Annotated in this window: 21 protein-coding genes; 7 read left to right on the forward strand and 14 right to left on the reverse strand. The window is 46.6% G+C overall.

The genetic code is table 11. From position 1 onward, the window contains the following. Positions 1-491 precede the first annotated feature (491 nt). The 3 genes from B5F87_RS11425 to cysK all read right to left on the reverse strand — a co-directional run bounded on the left by B5F87_RS11425 (position 492) and on the right by cysK (position 4,153). On the reverse strand, positions 492-1,739 hold the full coding sequence (locus B5F87_RS11425) for an AAA-like domain-containing protein (RefSeq protein WP_087281140.1): 1,248 nt from the start codon (positions 1,737-1,739) through the stop codon (positions 492-494). Positions 1,740-1,973: 234 nt separating this feature from the next. Continuing rightward, positions 1,974-3,056 carry a 3-phosphoserine/phosphohydroxythreonine transaminase gene (serC, locus tag B5F87_RS11430; protein ID WP_087281142.1) on the reverse strand — a complete coding sequence of 361 codons (1,083 nt, stop codon included), beginning with the start codon at positions 3,054-3,056 and terminating at the stop codon, positions 1,974-1,976. Positions 3,057-3,250: 194 nt separating this feature from the next. Next, positions 3,251-4,153: a cysteine synthase A gene (gene cysK, locus B5F87_RS11435; protein ID WP_087281144.1), complete on the reverse strand. Its 903-nt coding sequence runs from the start codon at positions 4,151-4,153 to the stop codon at positions 3,251-3,253. Between the two features lie 237 nt (positions 4,154-4,390). Between cysK and B5F87_RS11440 the strand changes: the two genes are divergently transcribed. Continuing rightward, positions 4,391-4,660, forward strand: a complete 270-nt coding sequence (locus B5F87_RS11440) for a hypothetical protein (RefSeq protein WP_087281146.1) — start codon at positions 4,391-4,393, stop codon at positions 4,658-4,660. 49 nt (positions 4,661-4,709) lie between these two features. Beyond that, entirely contained in the window at positions 4,710-5,150 is a 441-nt protein-coding gene (locus B5F87_RS11445) for a type II toxin-antitoxin system HicB family antitoxin (RefSeq protein ID WP_087281148.1), read from the forward strand. A gap of 105 nt (positions 5,151-5,255) precedes the next feature. Here the strand turns inward: B5F87_RS11445 and B5F87_RS11450 are convergent, their stop codons facing one another. The 6 genes from B5F87_RS11450 to B5F87_RS11475 form a co-directional block, all read right to left on the reverse strand. Then, positions 5,256-10,472 (reverse strand): Ig-like domain-containing protein, encoded by a 5,217-nt coding sequence (locus B5F87_RS11450; RefSeq protein ID WP_087281150.1) that lies wholly within the window; start codon positions 10,470-10,472, stop codon positions 5,256-5,258. 287 nt (positions 10,473-10,759) lie between these two features. Then, a complete protein-coding gene (locus tag B5F87_RS11455; RefSeq protein WP_087281152.1) occupies positions 10,760-11,914 on the reverse strand; it encodes an alpha/beta hydrolase-fold protein in 1,155 nt (384 codons plus the stop codon). Positions 11,915-11,953: 39 nt separating this feature from the next. Then, positions 11,954-13,411 (reverse strand): aminoacyl-histidine dipeptidase, encoded by a 1,458-nt coding sequence (locus B5F87_RS11460; protein ID WP_087281154.1) that lies wholly within the window; start codon positions 13,409-13,411, stop codon positions 11,954-11,956. A gap of 17 nt (positions 13,412-13,428) precedes the next feature. After that, entirely contained in the window at positions 13,429-13,782 is a 354-nt protein-coding gene (locus B5F87_RS11465; protein WP_087281156.1) for a hypothetical protein, read from the reverse strand. Between the two features lie 30 nt (positions 13,783-13,812). Next, positions 13,813-14,172, reverse strand: a complete 360-nt coding sequence (locus B5F87_RS11470) for a PqqD family protein (protein ID WP_087281158.1) — start codon at positions 14,170-14,172, stop codon at positions 13,813-13,815. Positions 14,173-14,262: 90 nt separating this feature from the next. Continuing rightward, positions 14,263-16,173, reverse strand: coding sequence for an oligopeptide transporter, OPT family (locus tag B5F87_RS11475; RefSeq protein WP_087281160.1), 1,911 nt, complete (start codon positions 16,171-16,173; stop codon positions 14,263-14,265). 277 nt (positions 16,174-16,450) lie between these two features. Between B5F87_RS11475 and B5F87_RS11480 the strand changes: the two genes are divergently transcribed. Next, on the forward strand, positions 16,451-17,296 hold the full coding sequence (locus B5F87_RS11480; RefSeq protein WP_242964426.1) for a polysaccharide deacetylase family protein: 846 nt from the start codon (positions 16,451-16,453) through the stop codon (positions 17,294-17,296). On the opposite strand, the gene B5F87_RS11485 is transcribed toward B5F87_RS11480, so the two are convergent. Both B5F87_RS11485 and B5F87_RS11495 read right to left on the reverse strand, forming a co-directional pair. Next, positions 17,278-17,949 (reverse strand): hypothetical protein, encoded by a 672-nt coding sequence (locus tag B5F87_RS11485; protein ID WP_139109012.1) that lies wholly within the window; start codon positions 17,947-17,949, stop codon positions 17,278-17,280. The genes B5F87_RS11480 and B5F87_RS11485 overlap by 19 nt on opposite strands. A 290-nt stretch (positions 17,950-18,239) precedes the next feature. After that, the gene (locus B5F87_RS11495) at positions 18,240-18,944 is read right to left on the reverse strand and encodes a 5'-methylthioadenosine/adenosylhomocysteine nucleosidase (protein ID WP_087281166.1); all 705 of its coding nucleotides are present in this window, start codon (positions 18,942-18,944) and stop codon (positions 18,240-18,242) included. Between the two features lie 147 nt (positions 18,945-19,091). On the opposite strand from B5F87_RS11495, the gene B5F87_RS11500 reads away from it, so the two are divergent. Together B5F87_RS11500 and B5F87_RS11505 are read left to right on the forward strand one after the other, a co-directional pair. Continuing rightward, the gene (locus B5F87_RS11500; RefSeq protein ID WP_087281168.1) at positions 19,092-19,343 is read left to right on the forward strand and encodes a TIGR03905 family TSCPD domain-containing protein; all 252 of its coding nucleotides are present in this window, start codon (positions 19,092-19,094) and stop codon (positions 19,341-19,343) included. Between the two features lie 20 nt (positions 19,344-19,363). Further along, on the forward strand, positions 19,364-20,428 hold the full coding sequence (locus B5F87_RS11505) for an undecaprenyldiphospho-muramoylpentapeptide beta-N-acetylglucosaminyltransferase (protein ID WP_087281170.1): 1,065 nt from the start codon (positions 19,364-19,366) through the stop codon (positions 20,426-20,428). A 94-nt stretch (positions 20,429-20,522) separates the two neighbouring features. Here B5F87_RS11505 and B5F87_RS11510 read toward each other — a convergent pair whose 3' ends face one another. The 3 genes from B5F87_RS11510 to proC form a co-directional block, all read right to left on the reverse strand. Next, positions 20,523-21,278, reverse strand: a complete 756-nt coding sequence (locus B5F87_RS11510) for an exodeoxyribonuclease III (RefSeq protein ID WP_087281171.1) — start codon at positions 21,276-21,278, stop codon at positions 20,523-20,525. 115 nt (positions 21,279-21,393) lie between these two features. Next, complete coding sequence (locus tag B5F87_RS11515; RefSeq protein ID WP_087281173.1) at positions 21,394-22,416, reverse strand: S66 peptidase family protein; 1,023 nt, start codon at positions 22,414-22,416, stop codon at positions 21,394-21,396. Positions 22,417-22,508: 92 nt separating this feature from the next. Beyond that, positions 22,509-23,288 (reverse strand): pyrroline-5-carboxylate reductase, encoded by a 780-nt coding sequence (gene proC, locus B5F87_RS11520; RefSeq protein ID WP_087281175.1) that lies wholly within the window; start codon positions 23,286-23,288, stop codon positions 22,509-22,511. 227 nt (positions 23,289-23,515) lie between these two features. On the opposite strand from proC, the gene B5F87_RS11525 reads away from it, so the two are divergent. Both B5F87_RS11525 and B5F87_RS11530 read left to right on the forward strand, forming a co-directional pair. Beyond that, complete coding sequence (locus B5F87_RS11525; protein WP_087281177.1) at positions 23,516-24,598, forward strand: leucine-rich repeat protein; 1,083 nt, start codon at positions 23,516-23,518, stop codon at positions 24,596-24,598. Between the two features lie 62 nt (positions 24,599-24,660). Then, positions 24,661-26,031: a VWA-like domain-containing protein gene (locus B5F87_RS11530; RefSeq protein ID WP_087281179.1), complete on the forward strand. Its 1,371-nt coding sequence runs from the start codon at positions 24,661-24,663 to the stop codon at positions 26,029-26,031. Positions 26,032-26,059: the final 28 nt, after the last annotated feature.

Raw genomic sequence — 26,059 nt, forward strand, 5'->3', positions numbered from 1 at the left:
TTTCTGTGTACTTTATTCAGTTTTCAATGTACAATTCTTTTTATATTGAACACTTATAAAAGCGTATCAACCTATATTTTTTCAAATCGGATTATCCGAGTTTTCGGACAGTCTCCCCTCCACAAAAATGCTGTCATTAACAGCATAAGAACTGGGAGTATCCACGTTTGTCTCCACAACTTTTCTTTTCCTCTCATAGTTTCCCTCCATTTCTCATCGGCAGCCCTGATCATTCTTATTGGACTGCTTTGTTGTTGGATTGTTTTGTTGACAGGTTACCGCTCTTGCCGATATCCAATATGTAAAAATATTCTTGATTTCTCGGCAATTTTTATATATTATGTTGCAATTATATCACATGATTTTTTCACATTCTAGTCACAGTGTATAATTTTTAGAATTATTTTTTAATAATCATACTTTGAAACAAACAGAACCGGCGGGGATGAGCCCCGCCGGTGTGCAAATTACTTATATTATGTTTTATAGTTTTATACCACAGCCTCAACTAAAATCTTATCACCAATCTCGATTTCTTTAACTCCAATCTGTTTATTTTTATTAAAGCGCTGCATTTCTTCAGAAAGGAACAGATTATACAACACCATCTCGAAAATTCGATTTGCCGGTACCGTACTGCCTTTATCATTTTTCACAAAGCCGAACATTTCCGCAACAGAAACCGCTTGATTCAAAGGATTGTATACAATATTTTTCCCTATGAACAGCAGCTGGTATAACATTTCCTTTAAATCCGGATAATCTACCAATTTGTTTACCAGTGATTCAAAAAGAGTATTTTTTTCATCCAGAAGAATATTGATTCCTTTCAAAAATCCTTCTCTTGTCCATGCCGCTTTTTTATCAGGAAATTGATCCGTTCCCGCTACACGTTCATCTATTAATTTGCAGATTCTTGATACCAGATAAGGATATCCCGCAGTATAGTCGTAAATCATATTGGCCAACCGCTCAATATCCATACAAGTATGATAATCCTCTTCGTATTCTTTCAACATTCCTGCTATCTCTTTTGGCGAGAAACTCATATCCACCAGGAAATCCGCCGCAATATTCCACGGGCTATTCTGTCTTCGCTCTCCATCCGGCGATATCTTCTGCTTCAGATTCCTGATATCATAAACTCCCGCCAGGATGACAGACTGAAAAGTCGGTTTTTTATCTCTTCGGATATAATATCCCCGAAGCTGTGCCAGAAAGTCCAGAAATACTTGATTATTTGACGCGCTGTCCACTTCATCAATCACAAGAACCAGCGGTTTTACCGACTGCCTGCACCAGTCAGACAAATGATAAAATAATACAGACAACGTCATTTTTTCTGCTTTTCCCGCGGCAAACACTCTCATTGATTCTGCAATTTCTTCCGGAAAATCTTCTGTATCATCCAATACCTTTTCCTCTTTTTGTCTCCCCCCACACTTATTTTCCATTACATCTACGATTTCTCTTGCAAATGCTTCTACAAAATTATTCTCGTCTGCAAAGTCACCTGAACTAAGCAGCTGAAAATCCAGACTTAATACCAGGTACTCTTCCTGTAAATATTGCGCCAGAGCGTGAAGGGTCGTTGTTTTTCCATATTGCCTTGCCCTGTTAATTGTAAAATACTGGCCGGCATCTACCATTTCTTTTATTCGTTGGAGTTTTCCCGTAATATCCACCATATAATGAATCTTTGGTTTACAATCCCCTGCAACATTAAAAATTTTGTGCATATTTGTTTTCCTCTCCACTTTACTGCCATAACATTTTTAAAAACACTGCATTTGTTATTTTGAAAAAATCCGGAATATATTATTTTTCAGTTTATCACAGTATCTGCAAAAGATTCAAGGGCGAAACATGTAAAACTCTCCACCGCTCCACAAAAAAACAGACAGAACCTCGCGCGCTCCTTGCATTGTAAGCGCTGTCTGAGATTCTGCCTGTGTGATCAGATTATTATATATTTACGCATTCTCTTTCTCGAATTTCTCCATGAATTCCACCAGTTTCTGCACGCCTTCGATTGGCATTGCGTTGTAGATGGATGCGCGCATGCCGCCGACGGTTCTGTGGCCTTTGAGGTTCACGAAGCCTGCGGCTGTTGCCTCGGCGATGAATTTGGCGTCCATGTCTTTGTCGCCGGTGACAAATGGCACGTTCATGAGGGAGCGGTCTTCTTTTACAACGGTGCCTTTGAAGAGCTTGCTCTGGTCGAGGAAGTCGTAGAGAATCTTCGCCTTCTTTTCGTTAAGCTCTTTCATGGCTGCCAGGCCGCCCTGTTTTTTGAGCCATTTGAACACCTTTCCGCAGATGTAGATGCCGTAGCATGGCGGGGTGTTGTACAGGGAATCGGCGTCTGCCTGTGTTTTGTATTTGAGCATGGTAGGGGTTCCTTCCATGACGTCGTCACGGATTAAGTCCTCGCGGATGATGGCGATGACCACGCCAGCCGGTCCGATGTTCTTCTGCACACCGCCGTAGATCACGCCGTATTTTGTCACGTCCATCGGCTCGGACAGGAAACAGGAGGACACGTCGGCCACCAGATCTTTGCCTTTTGTGTTCGGAAGGGTTTTGAACTTGGTGCCGTAGATGGTGTTGTTCTCACAGATGTATACGTAATCGGCGTCCTCGTCGATCGGCAGATCGGAGCAGTCCGGAATATAGGAGAAGGTCTTATCCTCGGAGGAAGCGATCTTCACAGCCTTGCCGTAGCGGCAGGCTTCCTGATATGCCTTCTTTGCCCACTGGCCGGTCACGATGTAATCGGCTACGCCGTTTTTCATCAGGTTCATCGGAATAGCGGAGAACTGCTGGGACGCGCCGCCCTGCAGGAACAGAACCTTATAGTTATCCGGAATGTTTAAGAGATCTCTTAAATCCTGCTCTGCTTCCTTGATGATGGTATCAAATACTTTGGAGCGGTGGCTCATTTCCATTACGGACATGCCGCTTCCCTTGTAATCCATCATCTCTGCCGCTGCTTCCTGCAGTACTTCTTCCGGCAATACGGCCGGACCTGCTGAAAAGTTATATACTCTTGCCATTGTCATACCCTCCTGTGTGTTCGAAAATGTGTTATGATTTATACTTTTTATTGTAAATGTATCTTCTGAGCCCTGTCCTTCGCGGGCAGGATTACCGGGCTATTATATACCCAAAAATGCAGTTTGGCAATTATTTTCTTGCAAAACGCGGCTTGCGCTGCTTACATTTCCCGCAAAATATCGCCGAACGCTTCCTACAGCAGACCTGTGCTGAAATAGCGCTCCATTCTGTCCGGCAGGACTGTGGCGATGATCTTATCTTTGCCGTATTTCTCCGCCATCTTTTTGCAGGCCCAGATGTTGGCGCCGGATGAAGTTCCACAGAGCAGTCCCTGCACTCTGGCCAGCTCTCTGGTGGTGTTCATGGCGTCGTCATCCGTGACGGTGACCACTTCGTCGATGAGCTCTGTGTCAAGTACCGCCGGGATGAATCCGTCACCAATGCCCTGAATCTGATGCAGGCCCGGCTCGTCACCCAGAAGAGCCGATACATTTTTTGGCTCCACAGCGCAGACGATGAGGTTCGGATTCTTCTCTTTCAGATACTGGCTGATGCCCTGCAGGGTTCCGCCGCTGCCGAGGCCGGAAACGAAAATGTCCACCTTGCCGTCAAGCGCCTCATAAATCTCCGGAGCTGTGGTCAGGTAATGAATCTCCGGGTTATGCGGGTTTTCAAACTGCTGCGGCATGAAGTAATCATCTGACTGGGAGACGATTCGTTCCGCCTCGGCCACACAGCCGTCCAGACTTAAGTGGGCCGGAGTGAGCACCAGTTCCGCGCCCAGCGCGCGGATGATCTTCTTGCGCTCCTCGCTCATATTTTCCGGCATGACGATGATAACCTTGTAACCCATGCGGACGCCGCAGAGCGCCAGGCCGATACCCGTGTTGCCGGAAGTCGGCTCCACGATGGTCATTCCTTTTTTCAGTTTGCCTTCTTTCTCGGCCGCCTCGATCATATTTTTGGCCACGCGGTCCTTGATGCTGCCGCCCAGATTTAAGAATTCCGCCTTGGCGTAAATCTGGCATCCCATGGTCGGACTCAGATCCACCAGCGGCGTATTGCCGATCATATCTAAAACATTCTTTACTACCATGATTTCTCCTCTCACTTTACGATTCATTTTTATATTGTCAAAAATTTATCATTTATACCATACAACAAACTTGATTATAGCACAGAACTAAAGCGTTAGACAATATTTTTATATGACACTTGCCGGTAAAATGTACGTTTTCCCGAGGGTATATTGTAATCGATTTCTTTTTCTTTTATAATGGAGAAAATGTGCCGAAAGACAAAATAACTATTTTACGAATTAAGGAGATTTCTCATGAGAATATGGTGTAAGCTGTTTAAGAAAAACCGTATGCTGAGGGATACGGTCATTGAAAATTATGATATGGAAATGTCCAGAACCGCCAAGGTTTATGACAGCCTGGAACAGGCGTGCTACGAGTTTGACCTGGAGAAGCCTATGTGGCTTGACAAAAATAAGCAGGAGTTTATCCGTCACGCGCGGACACGGTTCTATCAGGATAATTTTATTGAGCAGATTGATTTCGATTATCTGGATTTTCAGGTGATTGAGGAGGATTATTGAGGCTGGAAAAAGGTAATCATGATATCTACAGACGCGGCAACGACATATAATGAAACAGGTTTATCCAACTTTTATTCTGAACACTCACGAAGACTCTGAACATCCTTTTCTGGTCTGCGTCCCAGATATGGAAATCTTTACGGAAGGTGCTGATTTTGCGGATGCCATCGAAATGGCCCGGGATGCTATCGGACTTGCAGGCATCACTTTGGAAGATCAGGGTGAAACACTCCCGTTTCCCTCTACTCAGGAAAACGCCATTGGAAAAGTTCAATCTTTTAAAGATGATATTGATTTTCCCAAAGGAATATTGACCTATGTGGATGTGGATTTTTCTGAATACAGACGAAAAACTGATTCAAAAACGGTACGGCGCAATGTTGCTCTTCCCGGATGGCTGAACTATGAAGCAGAACGTGCAGGGATTAATGTATCGCGGGTTCTGCAGGAGGCTTTAATCGCCACACTTGGGTTAAAGCGGAAGATATGATCACAATGCTGTCGCACTAAAAGAGACCTGTACAGACTTCTGTCATTTCTGCACAGGTCTCTTTATTTTTTATTTATTTTTTCCTGAGTTGTTTTTCTTAGAAAATTATTCTGCAGGATAACCAAATAAATCTCCATACAGTACCGTCATTTCTTCATTTGGCGATTCGGCAGAAATGTTTCCTGTATTCTGCAAATTTTCCTTTGTGATTCCTGCTCTCTCTTTTCCCGCCATTCCACCTGCCAGACAATATTCTCCTGACGGAGAAAATTCAGGTTTCTCTTTTATCTCAGCATAACAATGGATATCCGCATGGTTAATGCAATCGACAAGATCGGCGATGATAAGATCCCCGGCCATACCTCCGGTGTATGTTACAACTGTCTGTCCACCTTCTACATCGCTGGTTTTTGTACTCACAGTGATATTGCCTTTATTTGTACATTCCTGTATGGCAATATCAGCCACGCCTCTGCCAATGAGACCTCCGGTGTATGCCATAACCTCCTCTCCTCCATTGACTTTGACAGTAATTTTTCCCTCATTTGTGCATTGCTTGAAATACATATGGCTGTTATCGTTGCAGCCACCGACCATGCCGCCTACATATAAATTCATATCATCGGTATCCTGCGTCATAGAAAAATCTGCTGTGATGTTTACTCTGTTCGTACAGTTGTCAAATATCGCCCAGTTTACCTCTGCCGCCAGCGTTCCCGCCTGAAGCCACATCTCCAGTTCTTCATTATCTATGCCCTGTCCTCCCCGCAAGACGATCGTTCCTTCCAGGGTCAAATCAGAAATCGTCACGGCATTCGTATGACTGCCGCCTTGCAGAACTCCAAAAAGGCCAATATAATATTCTTCGTTCTCCATATACAGCTCTTCCTCTATCGTAAGCCCCGATATCGTATGTCCATCCCCGTCCAATGTTCCCTTAAACGGTTTTTCTATCGTACCAATCGGCGTCCAGTTCTCTCCGCTGATATCTATGTCATTTGTCAAAATGTAATCGCCATCCAGATCATTGGCAATAGCTTTCAGGTCTTCCGCTGTGGAGATTGGCTTCGCGTCCGGATTGTCCGGGTCCTCGGAATCATCCGGATCGGTTGGTTCTGTTGGCTCCGTGCTGTCCGTCGGGTCGGTCGGTTCTGTCGGCTCCGTGCTGTCTGTCGGATCAGTCGGTTCTGTTGGCTCCGTACTGTCTGTCGGATCAGTTGGTTCCTCCGGGTCAGTACTGTCAGCAGACACCGTCAAACGGCATGTGGATTGATACGTGCCGCTGTAAACGGTAATATCTGCCGTTCCTTCTTTTTCAGCAGTAATGTGTGCCGTCTTTCCATCGCTGTCCACAGACGAAACCTCTGCAACTTCCTTATCGGAGGATTTCCACTGTAAGTCTGCGCCTTCCACTGTGACCTGACACTCTGCCGTGGTGCCATCGGTGGTCGTCGCCGTGACCGTGGTCGTTCCGGTGCGAACACCCCGAACCAGCCCGCCGTTATATACCTTCACAATGGTTTCGTCCGCAGAGCTCCAGTGAATCCTCTGCATATCGTTGCCTTCTGTGATCTCGGCGTCCAGTATCTGGCTGTCTCCATAGAAACTATCCGGCTCGGCAGTAATCTCAACTTCATCTCCAACATGGATTTCTGTCTCTTCTTCCGCCGACAAAGTAATGGTCTGCCATCTTCCTTTTAATGTGAGATTATCTGTAGCAAGAGTCAGTTTGGTCGGTACATTTTCATCGTTGGAATTGTCTCCGCCCGGATTCTGTCCTTCGTCCGGATTCTGACCACCGGAATCTCCCGGAGACTGGCTATCGCCCGATGTGCCGGAACCACCGCCAGAATTTCCTGTCTCGCCGCCCGGCTGCGTACCCGGAGTATTGCTGCTGTTGGAGTTTCCTCCGGTATTATTCTGTCCATTGTAACCACCGGTATTACCACTATTGTTGTTTTTATTGCCGCCAGCCGAATCGCTGCTTTGCGGCACAGCTTTCTTCACCGTAACCTTACATTTTGCTTTTTTGCCGTTTGGCAATTGAGCGGTGATGACTGCCTTGCCTTTTTTCCGGACTGTTACCGTTCCGTTTTTGGAAACGGACGCCACCTTTTTCTTGGAAGACTTCCATTTGATTTTGGCTGTGGAGCCTTTCGGCTTCAGCTTCGCTTTTAACTTCAATGTCTCGCCTTCATACAAAGTTACTTTCTTCTTGAGGCTGATTTTCTTCGCCTTTAATTCTTTCACCTTAATCTTCCAGGTCACTTTTTTTCCGTTGGCGATTCGGGCCGTAATCTTTGTCTTCCCTTTTTTCTTCGGTATGACTTTTCCATCCTGAGAGACTGTTGCCACCTTTGGTTTGCTGGAAGTCCAGACCGGTTTTTCTGTTGCGTTCGCCGGACTCAGTTTTACTTTTAACTGAACGGATTTCCCCACAGTAGCCGTTTTAATCTTCTTTGATTGTTTTACTTTTTTGATTGTTTTGGCTTTTATGACCGTCTTTCCATTTTGTCCTGTATTGGACGATGGACTGCCTGAAGAACCAGATCTCTCCGTCACCGTCACTTTACAGCCTGAAAATGTCTGCCCGTAGGATGAAGTTAATGTCAGAGTCACCGTTCCCGGTTTCTTTGCTGTCAGCACACCGTCTGGAGTAATAGAAGCTATAGATGAATTGCTGCTGGTAAATGTGATAACTTCATCCGACAAAACAGGGGCCTTTCGATATGGAATAGTCAGAGTCTCTCCGACAGATACTGTGTAAGCAGTTTTTTCTACGGAAAGATGTTCTATCATTCGTATATAAAATCTATATCCCTCATTTATCCACTCTCTAAAAAGATTGTGTATATATGAACCTTTTTCCACATAATAAAGCGTGTTCTCTGAATTTTCATATATCAGCGGAGAATCCATCATGTTCTTAATGCTGGATGGTAAAACCAATGTTTCCAAATTTTTACAACCGCTAACAGCTCCCGGTCCTAAAAATTCTATTGTGTCTGGCAAAACCATTTCCTCAAAACCACAATTATAAAATCCACCTTCCTGAATACCTTCAAGATTTTCTGGCCAGATTACTTCCTTCAATTCGCTACATCCTGAGCAAAAATTCTGTGGTATAATCTCCAATGCTGACTCAGACAAATCTACCTTTCTGAGAGAAATACAATCAGTAAAAACCGAGCTACCAATTACTGTGTCATTTTTATTTTTAAATATCACTTCCTCCAGATTATTACACTGCATAAAAGCAGCATCTCCTATTTCAGACACTTTTGTTAACTTCACATCTTTTATGGAACTGCATTCTGCAAAAGCAAAATCTCCCAACTTCTTTACATTTTCCAGATTAATTTTCTCTAAGGAACTACATTGATAGAAAGCTCGGTCACCAATTTCAGTCACAGATGGTGAAAGAACAATTTCCCTCACTGTATCATTTTTACCATCTTCATCTGAAAAAGATTCTATTGCTGTCACAGGGAACATGGCCATACTGCCAACACCCTGAATATACCCATCCACTACAACTTTTGCATCTGTACCTTCATATCCTGTGATAATCGCCTTTCCATCTTCCACACGAAATCGAAGACCTTTTGCGGATACTCCGCCCATGGCAATATTAATCGTTGTAACATCGCGCTGCCTGCTGTCTCCGGCAATCCCCTCAATCTGCACTGTTCCCGGTAATAATGCTGTCAATTTATTTCCTTCAATCTTCACATATTTATTTTCTGTGACCAGTTTCTCATCAGAAACTGTTTTATCCTCAGCTATATTTTCTTGCTCCGCTGCATCTTCCCCTTCAACAATTCCATATCTAACATATTGATCACTGGCATCTTCCGGGAATAGCTGCATATCTAAGATATATACATCACCCACTGCAATCTCAGTGGTATGTTCATTAAATACTGCTCCGTCTACCTTCCGGTTCTCTGGTTTTAGCCCTTCCATATACAGACTAATATCGTTTTTCCATATAGCAAGATAATCCTGATATTTTTTTATTTTTTTAGAATAATCCTCATAATCTTCACTTCCAGAATAATTATGAAGTATATTATAATATCCAGAACTGTAAAAAGTTTTGGTAAATAGCAGCGTTGACAGGCAATCTGCATCTAAAAGCACTGTAAAAAAATTCCATCCGGCATCAAAAACACCCGCCAATGTTCTGGTATCATCCGTCACAACTTCACGATTTTGTTCATATCTTTCTCCCACATTCAAAAGCGCTGCCCTTGCCGCTTCTTCTAATTCCCATACAGCTGACATTTTTGCATAAGAATCACTTAAAGCTTCCGGACAAAGAAGCTGTTCAACAGTAAAAAATTCAATTCCCAATACAACATCTACCACGAAAAAAGCTGGATCTTTTTTTGAAATCTCATTCCATCCCAATTCAATCATATTCCTAAACATACGACGAAAAGACATTTTATCTGTCTTCGACTGTATAATATTTTGGGCTATCTCCGGATTTGTCTGCTGGGCTTTATAAATTTCTCTGATATCTTCCAAAGCGCGAATCATATGCTCATTATCTGAAAATTTCTCCATTTTTCCAAGGAATGTAATTAATTCTTCCCGTAAGTCCACAACTCTTTGCAAACTCTGTACATATTCCAGGACATCAGCGGCATCCTCAGCCATGTCAAGAATTATACCTAAGATTTCTTTATTTTCCTGCAAAACTTTTATATTTTTTAATCCATCCAGATACTCCTGCTGCGAAAAATCATCAGGTGATAATTTTTCTAATTTTTCTAAAGCATCAATTTCATCATCTACATCTGATTCCGGCCCGAATTTTTCCAAAAAATCCTTCGATAATTCTACAACCGCTTTCTGATTTTCTACTTCATTAACGTCTAAAAAACTGGCGTCCTTTGTCTCTTCAAATAGTAATGACATCAGTACCAATTCATAATAATATGAAAAATTTAAAGTAGCATCTTCCTGAAATATATTATTTAGAATAAAAACACAGCCTTCAAATCCCAGATTTTTTCTTGCCGCTTCTACCATATAATCAGCCGGATACTTCAGATTCATCTGATACTCATAAATATCCGCATCCGACTCTCCAATCCCGTACTCATCATATTCTTCCAGCCCCAGAATCTTATCCGCACGGCTCATGGCGGCGGTACGAATGGTCGTATCTGTGTCAGCTGTCCCGGTGACGACAGTTGCTCCTGTTCCAGCAGCCGCTCCGACAACATTCTGCGCCCGGGCAGAGATTCCCGGCGTAATCACGGTGTTCAGAATCAAAATAAATGTCAGAATGAATCCCCATACTCTTTTCATACGTTTTCTTCTCTCCCTGTTTTTTTCATAATAACGCACAATAATTCTTATGTATCTGCGTCTATTTTAACATAAAAAAACGTGCGCCAAAACTGCTTTCTGTGGTAAATCACAGACTGTTTTGACACACGTTTTTCCTGTGTTTTTTATTTCTTTGTTGTGTTAGCCCTGTGTATTTTTATTTCTTTATTATGTTAGCTTTATATGCCTTGAATCGTCGGGATGCCCGGATACCCGGATACCGATGGCCGATCCGACCGGTTGGTTATCCCCTCACTGTGGGGCAGTCACGTTTCTTCCCGGAATATCATCTGCGCGAAATCCCGGATGCACTGCCGCCAGACATTCCAGTCATGGACGCCATTATAGATACGGCGGATATGAGAAATTCCATATTCTTCCAGCATTCTGTCGTCAGCGTCGAAGAAGTGTTTATACGGATCTTCATCGCCGATAGCCCGGAAAAATACCGGGAAAGTACAGGCAAATGTCTGCGCGTCTTCGAGGATGCGCAGATGCGCATTATCGCCCGGACCACGGTCCACCATGTCAAGCTCAGCACCCTGCATCATATCGGTGACGAAACCGCTGAACACACCGAGGGCAGAGAAGTATTCCGGGTGGGTGAAGCCGATAATGCTGGTCTGGAGAGAGCCCATGGAGAGTCCCGCCATGGCGCGGCGCTCTTTGCTGCCGCCGATATGGAATTTGCTCTCCACAAAAGGAATCACGTCATTTAAGAGCTGCGGCTCTAAAAGCATAAAGTCAACAATGCGGCGTCCATCTTCCGTGACGGTCTGCACCATGCCGTTGCACATGACGACAGCAAACGGCACTGCTTTCCCCTCCGCTATGAGGTTGTCGAGGATGAACTGGAGCTTGCCGGCAGTGGTCCAGCCTGTTTCGTTTTCGCCGTGACCGTGCTGTAAATAGAGCACCGGAAAAGTTTTTTCCGGCTGTTTTTCATAATCAGCCGGCGTGTAAATAACACAGCTCTCCCATTCTTTTGTCACAGATGAGTAAAAATATTCCCGGCGGACGCTGCCGTGAGGGACGTTCTTTATATGCCAGAAATCTTCATCGGAAGCTTCCGCACATTTTTCTCCGGCATACGCCGGCGCAGGCAGCTCCACATAATTGTATGGTCTGCTGTAGCCATAGCTGATAGGTAGCAGCGGGGTGAGGACTTCCGTGCCATCCAGCTTAAACTGAACATAGTGGTGCCCTGTCCTGAAAGGAAGTTCCATCTCCCAGACGCCGTCTTCTCCGCGGGTGCATGGATATTCTTCATCCATGATCACTACGGATACTTTCTGTGCTTCCGGCGCCGCCAGTCGCAGGAAGGCCCGGCCGTCCGGACAAATCTCGCAGGCCGGCACCTGTCCTTCCCATGGAAGGACGCGATCGAAAGCCAGCGCCTGTTCTGTAATATTATAGTTCATATCTCTCACCTTTCTGGCCGAACTGCCATCCTTTTTATCCTATTTCAGTGCCGCCAGAGCCTTTGTCACCAGTTCCCAGGTACGCTGTACGGAAGAAATGCTCAGCACTTCATTGACAGTGTGGATGCCTTCCATCTGCGGTCCGAGGGATACGGCGTCAATATCACCCATCTTGGAAGCAAACAGGCCGCACTCTAGACCTGCATGGATTCCTTCTACTACCGGGTCTTTTCCGTACAGTTCACGGTAGGTATCCACCAGTACGTCGCGGAGACAGGAATCTGCACGGTATTCCCATCCCGGATACGGTCCGGTAATCTCTGTGGAACCACCCAGCAGAACGGCCAAAGCATTCATCTTATCAATGAGGAATTGTTTCTCATGTTCGCTGGCGCTTCTCACTGCATAGGATAAATCCACGGAGGATTCATTGGTGCGAAGAATACCCAGATTAAGGGAAGTCTGTACGAGACCTTCAATCTCCGGATTCATTCTCTGAATACCTGCCGGCATATGAAGAAGAGCCTGGATCACTGCGGCTGTATCCTTTGCGGTCAGTGCCGCGCATTCTTCACCGGCATTTTCTGTATCTGCCTGTTTCTCCACACATATCGCTGCGTTCGGATCTGTCACTTTATATTCTTCTGCAACGATTGCAAATGTTTCCTGAACCTTGTTTTTTACCTCTTCTGCTTTGCCGGCCAAAACAGCGATCTCCGCCTGACAGGATAATGCGATGGCATTATCCTTCTCGCCGCCATTGACAGAAATAATTCTGATATCATTCATGACGCCATAAAGAAGTCTTCCCATAACTACATTAGCGTTGGCCCGTCCTTTGTCGATCTCCACACCGGAATGACCGCCGGAGAACCCGTCAATGGAAATCTTCATGGCCGTCATGGCCACATTTTCTCTCTCATACGGCAGATGACAGGTCACAGTCGCACCGCCGGCACAACTTACCGTGAAGATACCCTCATCCTCAGAATCCATATTTAAAAACAGGCGGCCTTTGATGTCAGAAACATCCATATATGCGGCGCCCAGCATACCTATTTCTTCATCCACCGTGAAGATAGCCTCAATCGGAGGATGCGCCATATCCGGATCATCAAGGATGGCAAGACTATACGCCACAGCGATACCATCATCGCCGCCCAGAGAAGTACCTTTGGCAGAGATCAGATCGCCATTGATTTCCAGATCCAGTCCGTCCTTTTCCATATCTTTCGGGCAGTCGGCAGTCTTTACTGCCACCATATCCATATGCCCCTGAAGAATTACCGGCTCAGCGTCCTCGTAACCTTTTGAGCCGTCTTTCCATATTACCACGTTAAACTCTTCATCCTGGCGGTATTTTAAACCTCTTTCTTTTGCAAAATCCACCAGATAATTACTGATCTGCTTCACATTTCTTGAACCGTGAGGAATAGAACAGATCTCCTCAAAAAACTGAAATACCTTTGCAGGTTCTAATGCTGATAATACTCCCATAATAGCCTCCTGTTTTTTTATTTTTTCTTTCCGGCAGCCGGAATATATTCCGCCCCCCGCTTTTCCACTTGTCCTGTCTTTACCATGTAGGAAAGAAGCTGTCCCGCAAAATCTCTGGTGTCTCTCACCACCGCCTTGTTTGCTGAAAAAGGCTGTCTGGCTTCCAGACCTTCACAGAGCTTTGCCGTTTGTCCCAGAGTGATAGCATCGTGTGCTTTTAAATATTTTTTCACCCGGCTCTGCCCTTTGCTGAACAGCATGTTCATCAGATCACCAGACTGCTTTTTCTGCCGCACGATTCCCCAGCCGTAAATAAGCATGGTCACCAGAGCGAAAAAAATAATTCCCAAAATAATTGTGCTGATTTTCATAGATTTTTTCTCCTATAGAACATCTGCCGTTCAGCCTTCCTTTTCTTTCAGAAAAATAACATACCCGTTACTTTCCAGGATGCGAAAATACGAAGCAAGCCTTTCATAAAGCTGATCCGCCGCCCCTTTGTGCGCTGATTTTAAAATCTGCCCGATTTCATAAATGGTTTTCTTTCCATCAATCTGCTGCCATACACAGCTTCCATACTGATCCAGTTTTATAAAACTGAATCTTGGTTTCTTGAAAAACTTCTGAGCGATGGTATTGTAAAATCCGGTATTTTCTACCGTCACTTCCACATACCCTTCGTCATCCAGCTCCCACTTTTTGTCATTAATCTTCGGGATTCTGTCCAGATAATTTTCCTTCTCTCTTTTATTCTTCTTCATAGTGCTCCTTTCTATAAGGAAAAGGACACTGCCGCGCCTCCCGCGGCAATGCCCCTTTATCATAGTACGTCCCGTTTTTTATGTCAATTGCTAGTGCTTCTTTTTACGGCAGAAATAAAACAGTGTAGACAGCAGCAGTACAAACGCAATGATGCCTACCCAGTTACCTACAGCGTAGAAGTTATCGCCATAGATGCCTGACACGTCAATATTCAGATTGAATACTGTGATAACCGCCAGAAGAATACCTACGATACCCTCGCCGGCAATCATACCTGCAGAGTAAAGTACGCCGGATTCCACACAGTGGTTTTTCTGTTCTTCACTGTCATATTTTCTCTTTTCTTCCATGAACCATTTAATAAGACCGCCGACAAAAATCGGTGCGCTCAGGTGGATCGGAAGGTAAAGTCCGATAGAAAACGCGAGTACAGGAATTCCAAGAACCTCTACCGCAATGGCAATAAACACACCCATGAAGATCAGAGTCCATGGCAGAGTTCCGCCCATAACGCCTTCTACTACCATTTTCATCAGAGAAGCCTGCGGAGCAGGGATCATCTCAGAGCCAAAGCCCCATGCCGCATTAAGCAGGTACATAACGCCGCCGATGGCAAGAGCTGCCACAACAGTACCGAGAATCTCACCGATCTGCTGCAGCTTCGGAGTTGCTCCTACGATATAACCGCACTTCAGATCCTGTGAAGTATCTCCGGCAATGGCTGCGATAATACAGATGACTGTACCTACAGTGATTGCTCCAACCATACCCTGGATGCCGGTCATACCGGACGCCTTAAAGACAAATGTAGTAATGATCAGTGTGGCAATAGCCATACCTGATACCGGGTTATTGCTGCTTCCCACAATACCAACCATACGGGAAGAAACTGTAGCAAAGAAGAAACCAAAAATAACGATAATAACTGCTCCGAGCGGACTGATCGGAATAACCGGAACCAGCCACATCACGATGGCTACCACGATAATACCGATGAGGACTGTCCGCAGAGAAATATCCTGCTGAGTTCTCTCGCCTCCCGCTACATTCTTACCAAAGCCCTTGATAGCCTTGCTGAAGGTTCTAATCATAGTAGGGAACGTCTTGATCAGGCTGATGATACCGCCGGCTGCCACTGCTCCCGCTCCGATATAACGGTTATAGCTTCCCCAGATGCTGGACGGATCCAGCTCATTGAACGGAAGCGCATTGCCTGCAGCGTCTGTCACTGTAGATAAAGCGTCTCCGCCGAAAAATGAAATGGCAGGAATCAATACCAGATAAGAAAGAATACCTCCGGCAAACATGTAGCTGGAAATCTTCAGGCCACAGATGTAACCAACACCGGACAGAGCCGGAAGTACATCCAGACCAAATCCACAGGTATAATTCTTAGCATAAATGTCAAAATTAACTTCACTTGGGAATAATTTCAGTCCGTCCGCAATAAACTTATAAACAGCTGCGATGCCCAGTCCGGCAAAAACTACCTTAGACTTCTCGCCGCCTTCCTCACCTGCCAGAAGAACTTCCGCACAGGCAGTTCCTTCCGGATATGGAAGGGTTCCATGTTCTTCCACAATTAATGCAGTACGCAGTGGAATCATAAAAAGAACGCCGAGAATGCCGCCGCACAGAGCAACGATTGCAATAGAGAAAAATCCCGGTTCACTGGTTTTACCTTCCGCTGCCCACATAAAAACAGCCGGAAGAGTGAAAATCGCTCCTGCTGCCAGAGATTCTCCGGCGGAACCAATGGTCTGAACCATATTATTTTCCAGGATGGAATCTTTTTTCATGATCACACGGATCACACCCATAGAAATAACCGCTGCAGGAATGGATGCAGATACTGTCATACCAACCCTGAGACCCAGATAAGCGTTTGCTGCGCCAAATACTACTGCGAGGATAAGACCTAAAACAATGGAGGTAACGGTAAACTCCGGAACAATCTTATCCGCAGGAATAAAAGGCTTGAACTCATTTTTGTTGTCCATACTTTTATCTCCTATTCTAGTAAAGTAATGTAGTATAAAAGCTATTATACTAACATTGCTTAAAAAAATAAAGTCTAAATTGAATTATGTATAATTCTTCCAAAATTTTAATATATTTATTATGAAAAATTTACGAAAGGCTTTTGTAAGTTTTATGAAAAAAACAGATTTTTTCTCTATTCCGCTTTTCTTTTTGTTTCTTTTGGCAAGTATATTTTTTTCCGCCTGCCAGGCGCCAGCCGCTTCTGAAAGCTCCTCTCCCGAAAAAACTTCTGAATTGACTACCGAAAATGAGGGTGGCGGACTCCCGGACGGCGGAAATTCTTCCGGCGCGGACGGCTCTTCCGGGCGAGACGACTCCGGACAAAACGGCGCTGCGGAAGTCTCCACCGAGTCCGTGAACCCTTCCACCCTGCCCAACACTATGGCCTCCTGGTGGTTTAAACGCAATGAAAATCATGAAATACCGGAAGTTCAGAATGAAATTGATCTGACGAAGTATGATGCCTGGTACGCAAAAACAGATATTACCGACGGAGAAAAGCCGGTTTTTCTCACTTTTGACTGCGGTTATGAGAATGGTTATACTCCGGGCATACTTGATGTTCTTAAAAAGCACAAAGCTCCCGCCGCCTTTTTTGTATGCAAGCATTTCATTGAGGATCAGCCTGACCTGATAAAAAGAATGAAAGAAGAAGGGCATGTGGTAGGGAATCACACCTCCAACCACATCTGTATGCCGGAAAGCGACGAGCGCACTATCCGGGAAGAGATTGCGAACAACGCCAATTACATGAAAGAAGCGACCGGATATGAAATGGATTCTTTCTTCCGGCCGCCAAAAGGGGAATACAGTGAACGTACTCTGCAGATCACAAAAAATATGGGGTATACCACCGTGTTCTGGAGCCTCGCCTATCCGGATTATGACGTAAACAACCAGCCGGGAGCAGATTATGTCATAGAACGATTTGACAAATACATACACCCGGGGGCTATTCCGCTGATCCACAATATATCAGAATCCAACGCGCAGGCTCTTGATACCGTGCTGACCAATCTTGAAAAGGAAGGATATTCGTTCCAGTCCCTTTACAATCTGTCTCAGGCAAAAAATTCCTGAAGCACATCTTCCAGAAGCTTCTCCTCCTCCGGGGAAACAGGAGATTCCGCCCTCTTTTTCTTCCTGTTCTCCTCGGCGTACCGGAGCAGCCGCCGGTTGCGGGCTTTCTGGCTGGCCGAATCTTCCACGGCCTCCCTGCCGCTTATGGTATTCTCCAGTACATTTTCCAGATAATCATTCATGTTTACAATAACCATATGCTTCTTTTCATTCGCCCTGAGAAATGTATCGAGAAACAACAGGGCGCAAGCTGCGGTTATGCCGGTGAGATAACATATCATCACATCAGACAGAACCGCTCCCTGCTGGGAGGCTGCCAGAGCGCCGGCTGCCCCTGCTATGGCGCAGCCGGCTATGGAAAGTCTCTCCAGCGTCAGCCAGAAAGAACAGGTGAATCCCAGTATCTTTTTCCTCTGGAACAGCCTGTCCACAAAGGTGGATACATTATTTACCTTTACATTCATCTCATGATAGTCCTCATATCTTTTTTTCAGGGAAACAAGCCATTTTTTCTTTGTTTTACCTATCTGCGCCGTGGCCTTTATCATACTTCTGTAGGAAACTTCCAGAACAAACCAGCTGATTACACCGAGAAAACTGCACGCTATAATTGCTTTCATAAACATCGAACTATTTATTATGTATTCGAACATTTCCTTCCCTCCTGTCCAAATTAAAAAAGCCATTTGCTGCAAATCCGCCGAAGACCCTGCTTTCCCGCGGCTGGACAAACGTCACCGGTCCCTCGTCTCTCCTGCTGCTATGAAAAACATTCCGCCAGGATTTTTCCACCGCACCGCCGCCTCTGAAATCTTTTTCCATAAATTGTCTGGCTGGATTTGTCCCAATTATAAGCAATCAGTTTTCATTTGAAAAGGGGGATTCGTTCGTAAAAAAAATCCCTTCTCCTGCAAAAAGAGAAGGGATTTATCATAATCTACTTTTATTTGCTCATTTTCAGGAACATGGCTGCCAGCAGCTTCACTGTATGAACAATAGCCTGCTCCTCAAATGTCTGATAGGACACCTGCGCGCTGTCATCCGCTTTATCGGAAATGGCACGGATGATTACAAAAGGCACCTTATTGAGAGACGCCACCTGAGCCATGGCCGCGCCTTCCATCTCCGCACAGTAGCCGCCGAAGGTGTCGATCAGATCCTTCTTCGTCTTGTTATCGGAAATGAACTGATCGCCGGAAACCACTCTTCCTACAAAACACTGAATCTCCGGGTTTACGATCTCGCAGGCCTCTCTTGCCATCTCTACCATCTCTGTATCCGCCTGAAAAACAGATGTCTCCATATCCGGAATTATTCCCCGTTCATACCCAAGGGCCGTCACATCAAAATCATGCTGCAGAGCATCGCTGGAAATAACAATATCACCCACGTTGATATCTTTGTACAATCCTCCTGCAACGCCTGTGTTGATGACCATATCCACCTCGTAGACATTGACAAGAATCTGTGTACAGATTGCCATGTTAACCTTTCCTATTCCGCTTTTTACCACAACAGCCTGCTGTTTCCAGAGTGTTCCGTGATAAAATGTCATACCTGCCATAGTCTTTGCTTCAGCGTCCTCCATCTGCTGAATCAGGGAGGAAACCTCTTCTTCCATCGCTCCTATCACGCCAATACAAACCATATCTGTCTATCCTCCATTTGTACATTTTATTTAGTATAACATATTTTTTCATTTTGTGTACACCATATAAAATTTCACTCTGTGATTTTGCAAAAAAAAGTGCTATACTGTTTTCACTATATATTTCACAGAAAAGAGGAATAAACTATGTACAGCTACAAGACCAGGGGAACCTGTTCCAGAGAAATACAATTTGACGTTGACAATGATATTATCAAAGAAGTTCATTTTGTCGGCGGCTGCATGGGCAATACCACCGGAATCAGCGCCCTTGTAAAGGGAAGAAATATAGACGAGGTCATAAATACTTTAAAGGGCATCGACTGCGGCGGAAGAGGAACATCCTGCCCGGACCAGCTTGCTCTCGCCCTGACAGCATATAAACAGCAGGTTCAATAATATTTCAGGAGGCATGTTGTATGAAACGTATTCTTTTAACCGGCGGAGGCACTGCCGGACACGTCACACCTAATATGGCTTTAATTCCCGGACTGAAAGAAGCCGGCTACGATATTCAGTATGTTGGCTCTTATAACGGAATTGAACGGAGATTAATTGAGGATATGGGAATCCCTTATCACGGAATCTCTTCCGGAAAGCTCCGCCGGTATTTTGACATTAAGAATTTCTCAGACCCGTTCCGGGTACTGAAAGGATACGCGGAGGCCTCCCGCCTCATTAAAAAGCTGAAACCGAATATTATTTTTTCCAAAGGCGGTTTTGTTGCCGTTCCGGTGGTGCTGGCAGCCAAAAGACGGCACGTACCTGTTATCATTCACGAATCTGACCTGACGCCGGGCCTTGCCAACAAGCTGTGCATCCCGTCCGCCACAAAGGTCTGTTGTAATTTTCCGGAGACCCTTAAACATCTCCCGGAGGATAAGGCCGTTTTAAGCGGCTCCCCAATCCGCAAAGAATTATTTGACGGCAGACGGGAAGAAGGTCTGAAGCTCTGCGGCTTCAAGGGCGACAAACCTGTTCTCATGGCCATGGGCGGAAGTCAGGGCGCCGCTGCTATCAATAAGGCGCTGAGAGCCAACCTGGACGCTCTTCTGGAACAGTTTTGCGTGATTCATCTTTGCGGCAAGGGCAATTATGACGCTTCCCTGGAAGGCAAAGAGGGCTATAAACAATTTGAATACGCCAAAAAAGAACTGCCGCACCTGTTTGCCATCACCGATCTGATCATCTCGCGGGCAGGCGCCAATGCCATCTGCGAACTGCTGGCTCTCAAAATACCGAATATCCTGATTCCTCTTCCGGCATCCCAGAGCCGGGGCGATCAGATTTTAAACGCCGCCTCCTTTGAGAAATCCGGTTACAGCTATGTTCTGCAGGAGGAGGACATGACTGACGACAGTCTCTTAAGAGCGGTACAGTATGTCTACGATGAACGCGAAGAATACAGACAGGCTCTCCAGGAGAGTAAGCTCAATGATTCCATTGCGATCATTACGGATCTGATTATAAAATATTCAAAATAAGAGCCCAAAGCTCAAAAAAAAGAATCGTCCTGTCTCTGAAAAGACAAGACGATTCTTTTTTCTTCGTTCTTAGCTGAATTTTCAGGTATACCTCTTAAAACTCTATCTCAAGTCCCACCGGACAGTGATCAGAACCCATGACTTCTTTGTAGATGAGAGCGTCTTTCATCTGCTCTTTGATCCGGTCCGATACCACAAAGTAGTCAATCCGCCATCCGGCGTCTTTTTCCCGGGCCTTAAAGCGATATGACCACCAGGAATAAGCTCCCGTCTTGTCCGGATAGAAGTAGCGGAAGCTGTCCACGAAGCCGGCGTCCAGAAGCTCGGTAAATTTATCCCGTTCTTCCTGGGTAAATCCGGCGTTCTTTTTGTTGGTCTTCGGGTTCTTCAGGTCGATTTCCTGATGGGCAACGTTCAAGTCCCCCGTCATGATCACCGGTTTATGAGCGTCCAGCTCTTTCAGATAATCCCGGAAGGCGTCCTCCCACTGCATCCGGTAAGGAAGCCTTGCCAGCTCCGACTGAGAATTCGGAGTGTACACGGTCACAAAATAAAAGTCTTCATATTCCAGCGTGATAACTCTGCCCTCATGGTCATGCTCGTCAATACCAATGCCGTAAACCACTTCCAGCGGCTTTTTCTTTGTGAACACAGCGGTGCCGGAATACCCTTTTTTCTCCGCGTAATTCCAGTAACATTCGTAACCTTCCGGCTGAAAATCTATCTGCCCCTCCTGCAGTTTCGTCTCCTGCACGCAGAAAATATCCGCATCCACTTCCTTAAAGTATTCTTCAAATCCTTTTTTCATACAGGCACGCAGCCCGTTTACATTCCAGGATATCAGTTTCATGATCGTTTTCTCCTATTTATATATATTTGCATTTCACAGATTCACCGGTTCCTGCTGCACTGTCGTCATCGGACGCTCTCCACAGCATGCAGAACATTTACATGCAGACGTCTAACTACCGGTACTCCATCTTGATGGAAATGTCGTTTCCTTCCACTTTCACATGACCGACACTTCCGCAGACCAGCGGCATCATCGGCGCCAGATGCCCCAGATCCACGTCCATGATGATCGGCACATTATAATGAGCCAGAACTTCCGTCACTGCCCGGTACTGATCCATTCCCATCAGCTCCTCGCCGAAGCAGAGCGGACGTCCAATCAGGAATCCTTTCGTGTATTTAAACCATCCTGCGTGCTCCAGCTGCCACAGTGCCCGGCGGATACTCATGACATTTAAGTCGCAGGATTCCATGAACCAGATAATTCCGTCTTCTTTATATTTCTCATTAAATGCATCGACTTTATCAAAGCTGGTTCCACAGAGAGTAACCAGACAATCGAGACAGCCACCCAGCAGACGCCCTTCCATCTGACAGTCCGCGTCCGGAAAACGCCGGAGAATCTTCTCTTCGGTCAGATTATAAGGTTCCAGCGGATTTTCCTCCGTCTTGAGACTCTCCTTCTCCCACTGAGCGTATCCGTGCACCTCCCGGCTCTGCCCCGTGAGCAGCCGGTAAGCGTCGTTCAGGCTCTCATGCCACGGTTCCATGCCGAATGCCGCTGCACATGGGCCGTATACAGCCGCCGTGTCGCAGAGGGTGGTCAGAAGAAATGTAAGGTTCGTATTGTCGGAATATCCCATGAACCATTTCGGCTCCGCCTGGCGGATGCTGTCAAAGTCCACATAATCAAGGATACCGCACATGAGCTCTCCGCCGCCGCAGGAGATAAGCACATCATTTTCTTTTGAAACATACCACTTGTTAAATTCTTCCGCACATTTTTCCGGCGTATTGCTGATACCGATACCGGAGCCCTCATACACATTTGGTCCGCAATTCAAATTATAACCCTTTTGTACCCAGATCTCCGCAGAATGGTCGAAAGCCGTCTTATACGGTTCAATATTACAGCCGAAAGATGGAGCCACAAAGCCTATGGTACCTTTTTCCGGCAGAAACTTACCATACTTCATAATGTCCTTTTCCTTTCCTTTTTATTGATTCTTCGCCTCACTGCCCCGTCTCCTTTTCATCGCAGGTTCAGCACAGGCCGTCTATTACAATCTTATTCCATGATCCCGTCCACTGCATCCAGGAAGGCGGCGCGCAATCCGGCCCGCTCCAGAGCGGCTACGCCGCGGATGGTCGTTCCTGCCGGGGAGCAGACATTGTCTTTTAAGACGCCAGGATGCTCTCCGGTCTCCAGCTGCAGCTTCGCGCTGCCAAGAATCATCTGCGATACCAGCGCGTACGCCTGCGCTCTCGGCACGCCGTATTTGACGCCGGCGTCTCCCAGCGCCTCGATGACAAGATCGATAAACGCCGGGCCGCAGCCGGTGAGCGTGCCCGCGATTCCCATCAGATGTGTCGGTATCTCCTCCACCAGTCCCAGCGCAGAAAACATATCCATCAGTTCCTGTCTCTCTTCCGCTTCCAGCGAATTTGTCTCCTCAAAGAGCATAACACCCTCTCCCACCATAGCCGGTGTGTTTGGCATGATAAACTGTACTCGTGTGCGCTCGTCCACCAGCGGTTCATATCTGGCGTAATCCCACCCCGCCGCAATGGAGATCAGCGCTTTTCCGGCAAGAGCGCCTCTGTTTTCTTCCAGCACTGCCTCAATCTGATACGGCTTGCACGCCATTACAACCGTATCCGCTGCCACCAGAAGCTCTTCCATGCTCCCGCAGGCGGTAAATCCGATGGCCTCCGCATTTTTTCTGAGTTTATCCTGATGCGGCGCGTAAGCATAGATGTCCGCCCCGCTGATCTTTCCGCTCTTGATAATTCCTGCCGCAATGGCCTTTGCCATATTGCCCATGCCGATAAAACCTAATTTGTTCATGTCATTATCCTCCTGTATATCTCTTAGCGTGCCGGCGCATTTATCATCCGGCTAAACACGAAGAGTGAACGCGCCCGCAAACTGATTTTCTTGTTTCATCACCTCAACAGGTGTTCTTAGTGTATCACAGAAAAATTTTTTTGTCCCTTTTATTGTAGAAAAAATTCTTCCGTGGTATGCTATAGGGCGGTAACAATACACGTACAACATAGACACACAAAAAAATCATGATAAATACAACCGAAGAATTCACATACCAAAAACTTGATATCCTATGGGAGCCTGCCGGCGACGGCGCCCGCATCCTGCGGGTATACGGAGAACATCCAGTCGTTGCTCTGCCGGAAACCATAGAGGGCAGGCCGGTGACAGAGATCGGCGCCTACTGCTTCTCCCGTTCCGAGCCGCGTCTGCCGGAACAGTATTTTCATTTTTATACAGGAGAGCAGCTGGGGAATCCGTTTGGTCAGAACGCGACACAGCCAAATGCAGAACATCCTGCCTTATACGAAGCTGACGCGCCGACCGGGAGTGCCGCTTATGGCCATCTCTCCTGCCTCAGCGGCTCTTTGGTGGAGGCTATCCGGCTCCCGGCTTCCGTCACAACGCTTCACAACGCAGCGTTTTATAACTGCCGGAAGCTTCACACACTCTCTGTGGGGCCGGGCATCCGCTCCATCGGCAGCGATGAATTTATGAACTGCACCAGCCTAAGCCAGCTGATTCTTCGTGGTCAGGACACGGAATCCACAGGGCTGTCACTGCTGCTGGAACGGTTCGAGGAGAACCTGCTGGTGCTGTTTACGCCGGAAGGAGAAGACTCTATCTTAGCCGCGCTCTTTTTTCCGGAATACTACGAGTGGCTGGATGAAATATCACCGGCTCATCTTTTCAGCCGTAGCATTCACGGTGAGGGCTTCCGCATGAGGAAATGTTTTGAGAACGGCCGGGTTAATTACGAAAAGTACGATCAGTGCTTCGAGAACGCCCTGAAGCTAGAATCTGATGAGTCACTCTGTCAGATTACTTTCACAAGGCTGCGCTGGCCGAACGGTCTGAAAGAAAAAGCGCGCGCCCTGTATGAAGACGCCCTGAAGGCCCGCCTGCACACAGCTGTTTCCATGGCTGTGCGGGACAAAGACCTGCAGCTGCTTCTCTTTCTCTGCCGGTATTTTACCGGCGAGGATTACAGTCAGGCCATCTCCGCCTGCGTGGCGGCCGACTGGGGCGAGGGAAGCGCCCGGCTCATGGAAGAAAAGCACCAAAACGGCAGCTTTGCCAGGAAAAGCTTTTCTTTTGATGACTTTTAAATGCGGCGGCTTCCCGATGATATTTCAGAAAACAGATACATTTACTTAGAAAAGAGAAAATCATGGCACACAGACAAACGCAGACCGAGTGGGAAAGTGAAATGTGTATGCAGATTCTGGATGTGATCCGCAGCGAACTCTATCTGGATTTCCGGTATCTGGACATGGCGCTTTCTGCCCTCACTTTCTCTGCCAACGAACAAATTCATACTCTGGCCACGGACGGCACTTACCTTTTTTTCTCCCGTGAGCAGATTCTGCGGGTTTTCCGGAATAACCCGCTTTTCTTAGACCGGGCCTATCTCCACAGCGTTCTGCACTGCATTTTCCGGCACCTGTGGATGCGGGGCAACCGGGAACCGGTGCTCTGGAATCTGGCCTGCGACATTGCGGTGGAGTGGATGATCGATTCGTTTGACAAGAAATCCACCAAGCGGACACTGTCCCTGCGCCGGATGAATTACTATGCACACTTAAAAGAAGAAAATATACCGGTGACCGCCGCTGCCATCTACCACGATCTGCTTTCGGTGACTGACTACGAGGAGCAGGCAGCTCTTCAGTTTGAGTTCTACACCGACGATCACCGATTCTGGCCAAAGGAACCTGGCAAATCGCCTTCTTCCGCCCAGGCCGGCGAAAACTGGGAGAAGATCGGCCGGCGCGTCTCCAAAGAAATGGAGCTTCGTGGCAAGCAGGACGGCGACGCCGTTTCCTCGGTGCAGACGCAGATTGCCCAGGGGCGCTCCCGGCGCTCCTACCGGGAGTTTCTCCGCAAATTCACCGTGTTAAAAGAGGAACTCCAATGCGACTATGATGAATTTGATCTGAATTATTATACCTACGGGCTCCGGCTCTATAAAAACATGCCTCTTATCGAGCCGCTGGAGAGCCGGGAAATCATGAAAATCTCCGAGTTCGTCATCGTCATCGACACCAGCTACTCCACCAACGGCCCCCTGGTCAAACGTTTTCTGGAAGAAACCTTTCAGATCATCCGCCAGCGGGACAGCTTTTTCCGGAAAAGTCACATTCGTATTGTTCAATGTGACAACCAGGTTCACGCTGACGCCGTCATCGAATCCGAGGAGGATATCAACCGGCTTTTGCAGAACTTTTCCCTGATTGGAGGCGGCGGCACCGACTTCCGCCCCGCCTTTGCCTACGTGGACCGCTTGCTGGATGAAGGTGCCTTCCACAACCTGCGGGGACTGCTTTATTTCACCGACGGAAAAGGCATTTATCCGGCAAAACGGCCGCCTTATGAGACGGCGTTCGTCTTCATCGATACGCCCGGACATGGAGGAAATGTTTCGGCGTCCGGCGGAGCAGCGGGAAATTCCCCGCAGCAGAACGCATTTGGCGGCGACATCCCGGAGGTTCCGCCCTGGGCCATGCGCATCCATCTGGATGAGGATGAGCTGGGAATATGATACATTTGTAAAAAATTAATTTAAAGGA

The sequence above is a fragment of the Eubacterium sp. An3 genome, assembly GCF_002159465.1.
Taxonomy (GTDB): Bacteria; Bacillota; Clostridia; order Lachnospirales; family Lachnospiraceae; genus Anaerobutyricum; species Anaerobutyricum stercoris.

What these genes read in the sequence shown, in the direction of transcription:
- B5F87_RS11440 (WP_087281146.1), top strand. Translation starts at nt 4,391, where the DNA reads ATGAGAATATGGTGTAAGCTGTTTAAGAAAAACCGTATGCTGAGGGAT.
- B5F87_RS11460 (WP_087281154.1), bottom strand. Translation starts at nt 13,411, where the DNA reads ATGGGAGTATTATCAGCATTAGAACCTGCAAAGGTATTTCAGTTTTTT.
- B5F87_RS11500 (WP_087281168.1), top strand. Translation starts at nt 19,092, where the DNA reads ATGTACAGCTACAAGACCAGGGGAACCTGTTCCAGAGAAATACAATTT.
- B5F87_RS11455 (WP_087281152.1), bottom strand. Translation starts at nt 11,914, where the DNA reads ATGAACTATAATATTACAGAACAGGCGCTGGCTTTCGATCGCGTCCTT.
- B5F87_RS11465 (WP_087281156.1), bottom strand. Translation starts at nt 13,782, where the DNA reads ATGAAAATCAGCACAATTATTTTGGGAATTATTTTTTTCGCTCTGGTG.
- proC (WP_087281175.1), bottom strand. Translation starts at nt 23,288, where the DNA reads ATGAACAAATTAGGTTTTATCGGCATGGGCAATATGGCAAAGGCCATT.
- B5F87_RS11470 (WP_087281158.1), bottom strand. Translation starts at nt 14,172, where the DNA reads ATGAAGAAGAATAAAAGAGAGAAGGAAAATTATCTGGACAGAATCCCG.
- cysK (WP_087281144.1), bottom strand. Translation starts at nt 4,153, where the DNA reads ATGGTAGTAAAGAATGTTTTAGATATGATCGGCAATACGCCGCTGGTG.
- B5F87_RS11425 (WP_087281140.1), bottom strand. Translation starts at nt 1,739, where the DNA reads ATGCACAAAATTTTTAATGTTGCAGGGGATTGTAAACCAAAGATTCAT.
- B5F87_RS11525 (WP_087281177.1), top strand. Translation starts at nt 23,516, where the DNA reads ATGATAAATACAACCGAAGAATTCACATACCAAAAACTTGATATCCTA.
- B5F87_RS11495 (WP_087281166.1), bottom strand. Translation starts at nt 18,944, where the DNA reads ATGGTTTGTATTGGCGTGATAGGAGCGATGGAAGAAGAGGTTTCCTCC.
- B5F87_RS11445 (WP_087281148.1), top strand. Translation starts at nt 4,710, where the DNA reads ATGAAACAGGTTTATCCAACTTTTATTCTGAACACTCACGAAGACTCT.
- serC (WP_087281142.1), bottom strand. Translation starts at nt 3,056, where the DNA reads ATGGCAAGAGTATATAACTTTTCAGCAGGTCCGGCCGTATTGCCGGAA.
- B5F87_RS11510 (WP_087281171.1), bottom strand. Translation starts at nt 21,278, where the DNA reads ATGAAACTGATATCCTGGAATGTAAACGGGCTGCGTGCCTGTATGAAA.
- B5F87_RS11485 (WP_139109012.1), bottom strand. Translation starts at nt 17,949, where the DNA reads ATGTTCGAATACATAATAAATAGTTCGATGTTTATGAAAGCAATTATA.
- B5F87_RS11505 (WP_087281170.1), top strand. Translation starts at nt 19,364, where the DNA reads ATGAAACGTATTCTTTTAACCGGCGGAGGCACTGCCGGACACGTCACA.
- B5F87_RS11515 (WP_087281173.1), bottom strand. Translation starts at nt 22,416, where the DNA reads ATGAAGTATGGTAAGTTTCTGCCGGAAAAAGGTACCATAGGCTTTGTG.
- B5F87_RS11450 (WP_087281150.1), bottom strand. Translation starts at nt 10,472, where the DNA reads ATGAAAAGAGTATGGGGATTCATTCTGACATTTATTTTGATTCTGAAC.
- B5F87_RS11530 (WP_087281179.1), top strand. Translation starts at nt 24,661, where the DNA reads ATGGCACACAGACAAACGCAGACCGAGTGGGAAAGTGAAATGTGTATG.
- B5F87_RS11475 (WP_087281160.1), bottom strand. Translation starts at nt 16,173, where the DNA reads ATGGACAACAAAAATGAGTTCAAGCCTTTTATTCCTGCGGATAAGATT.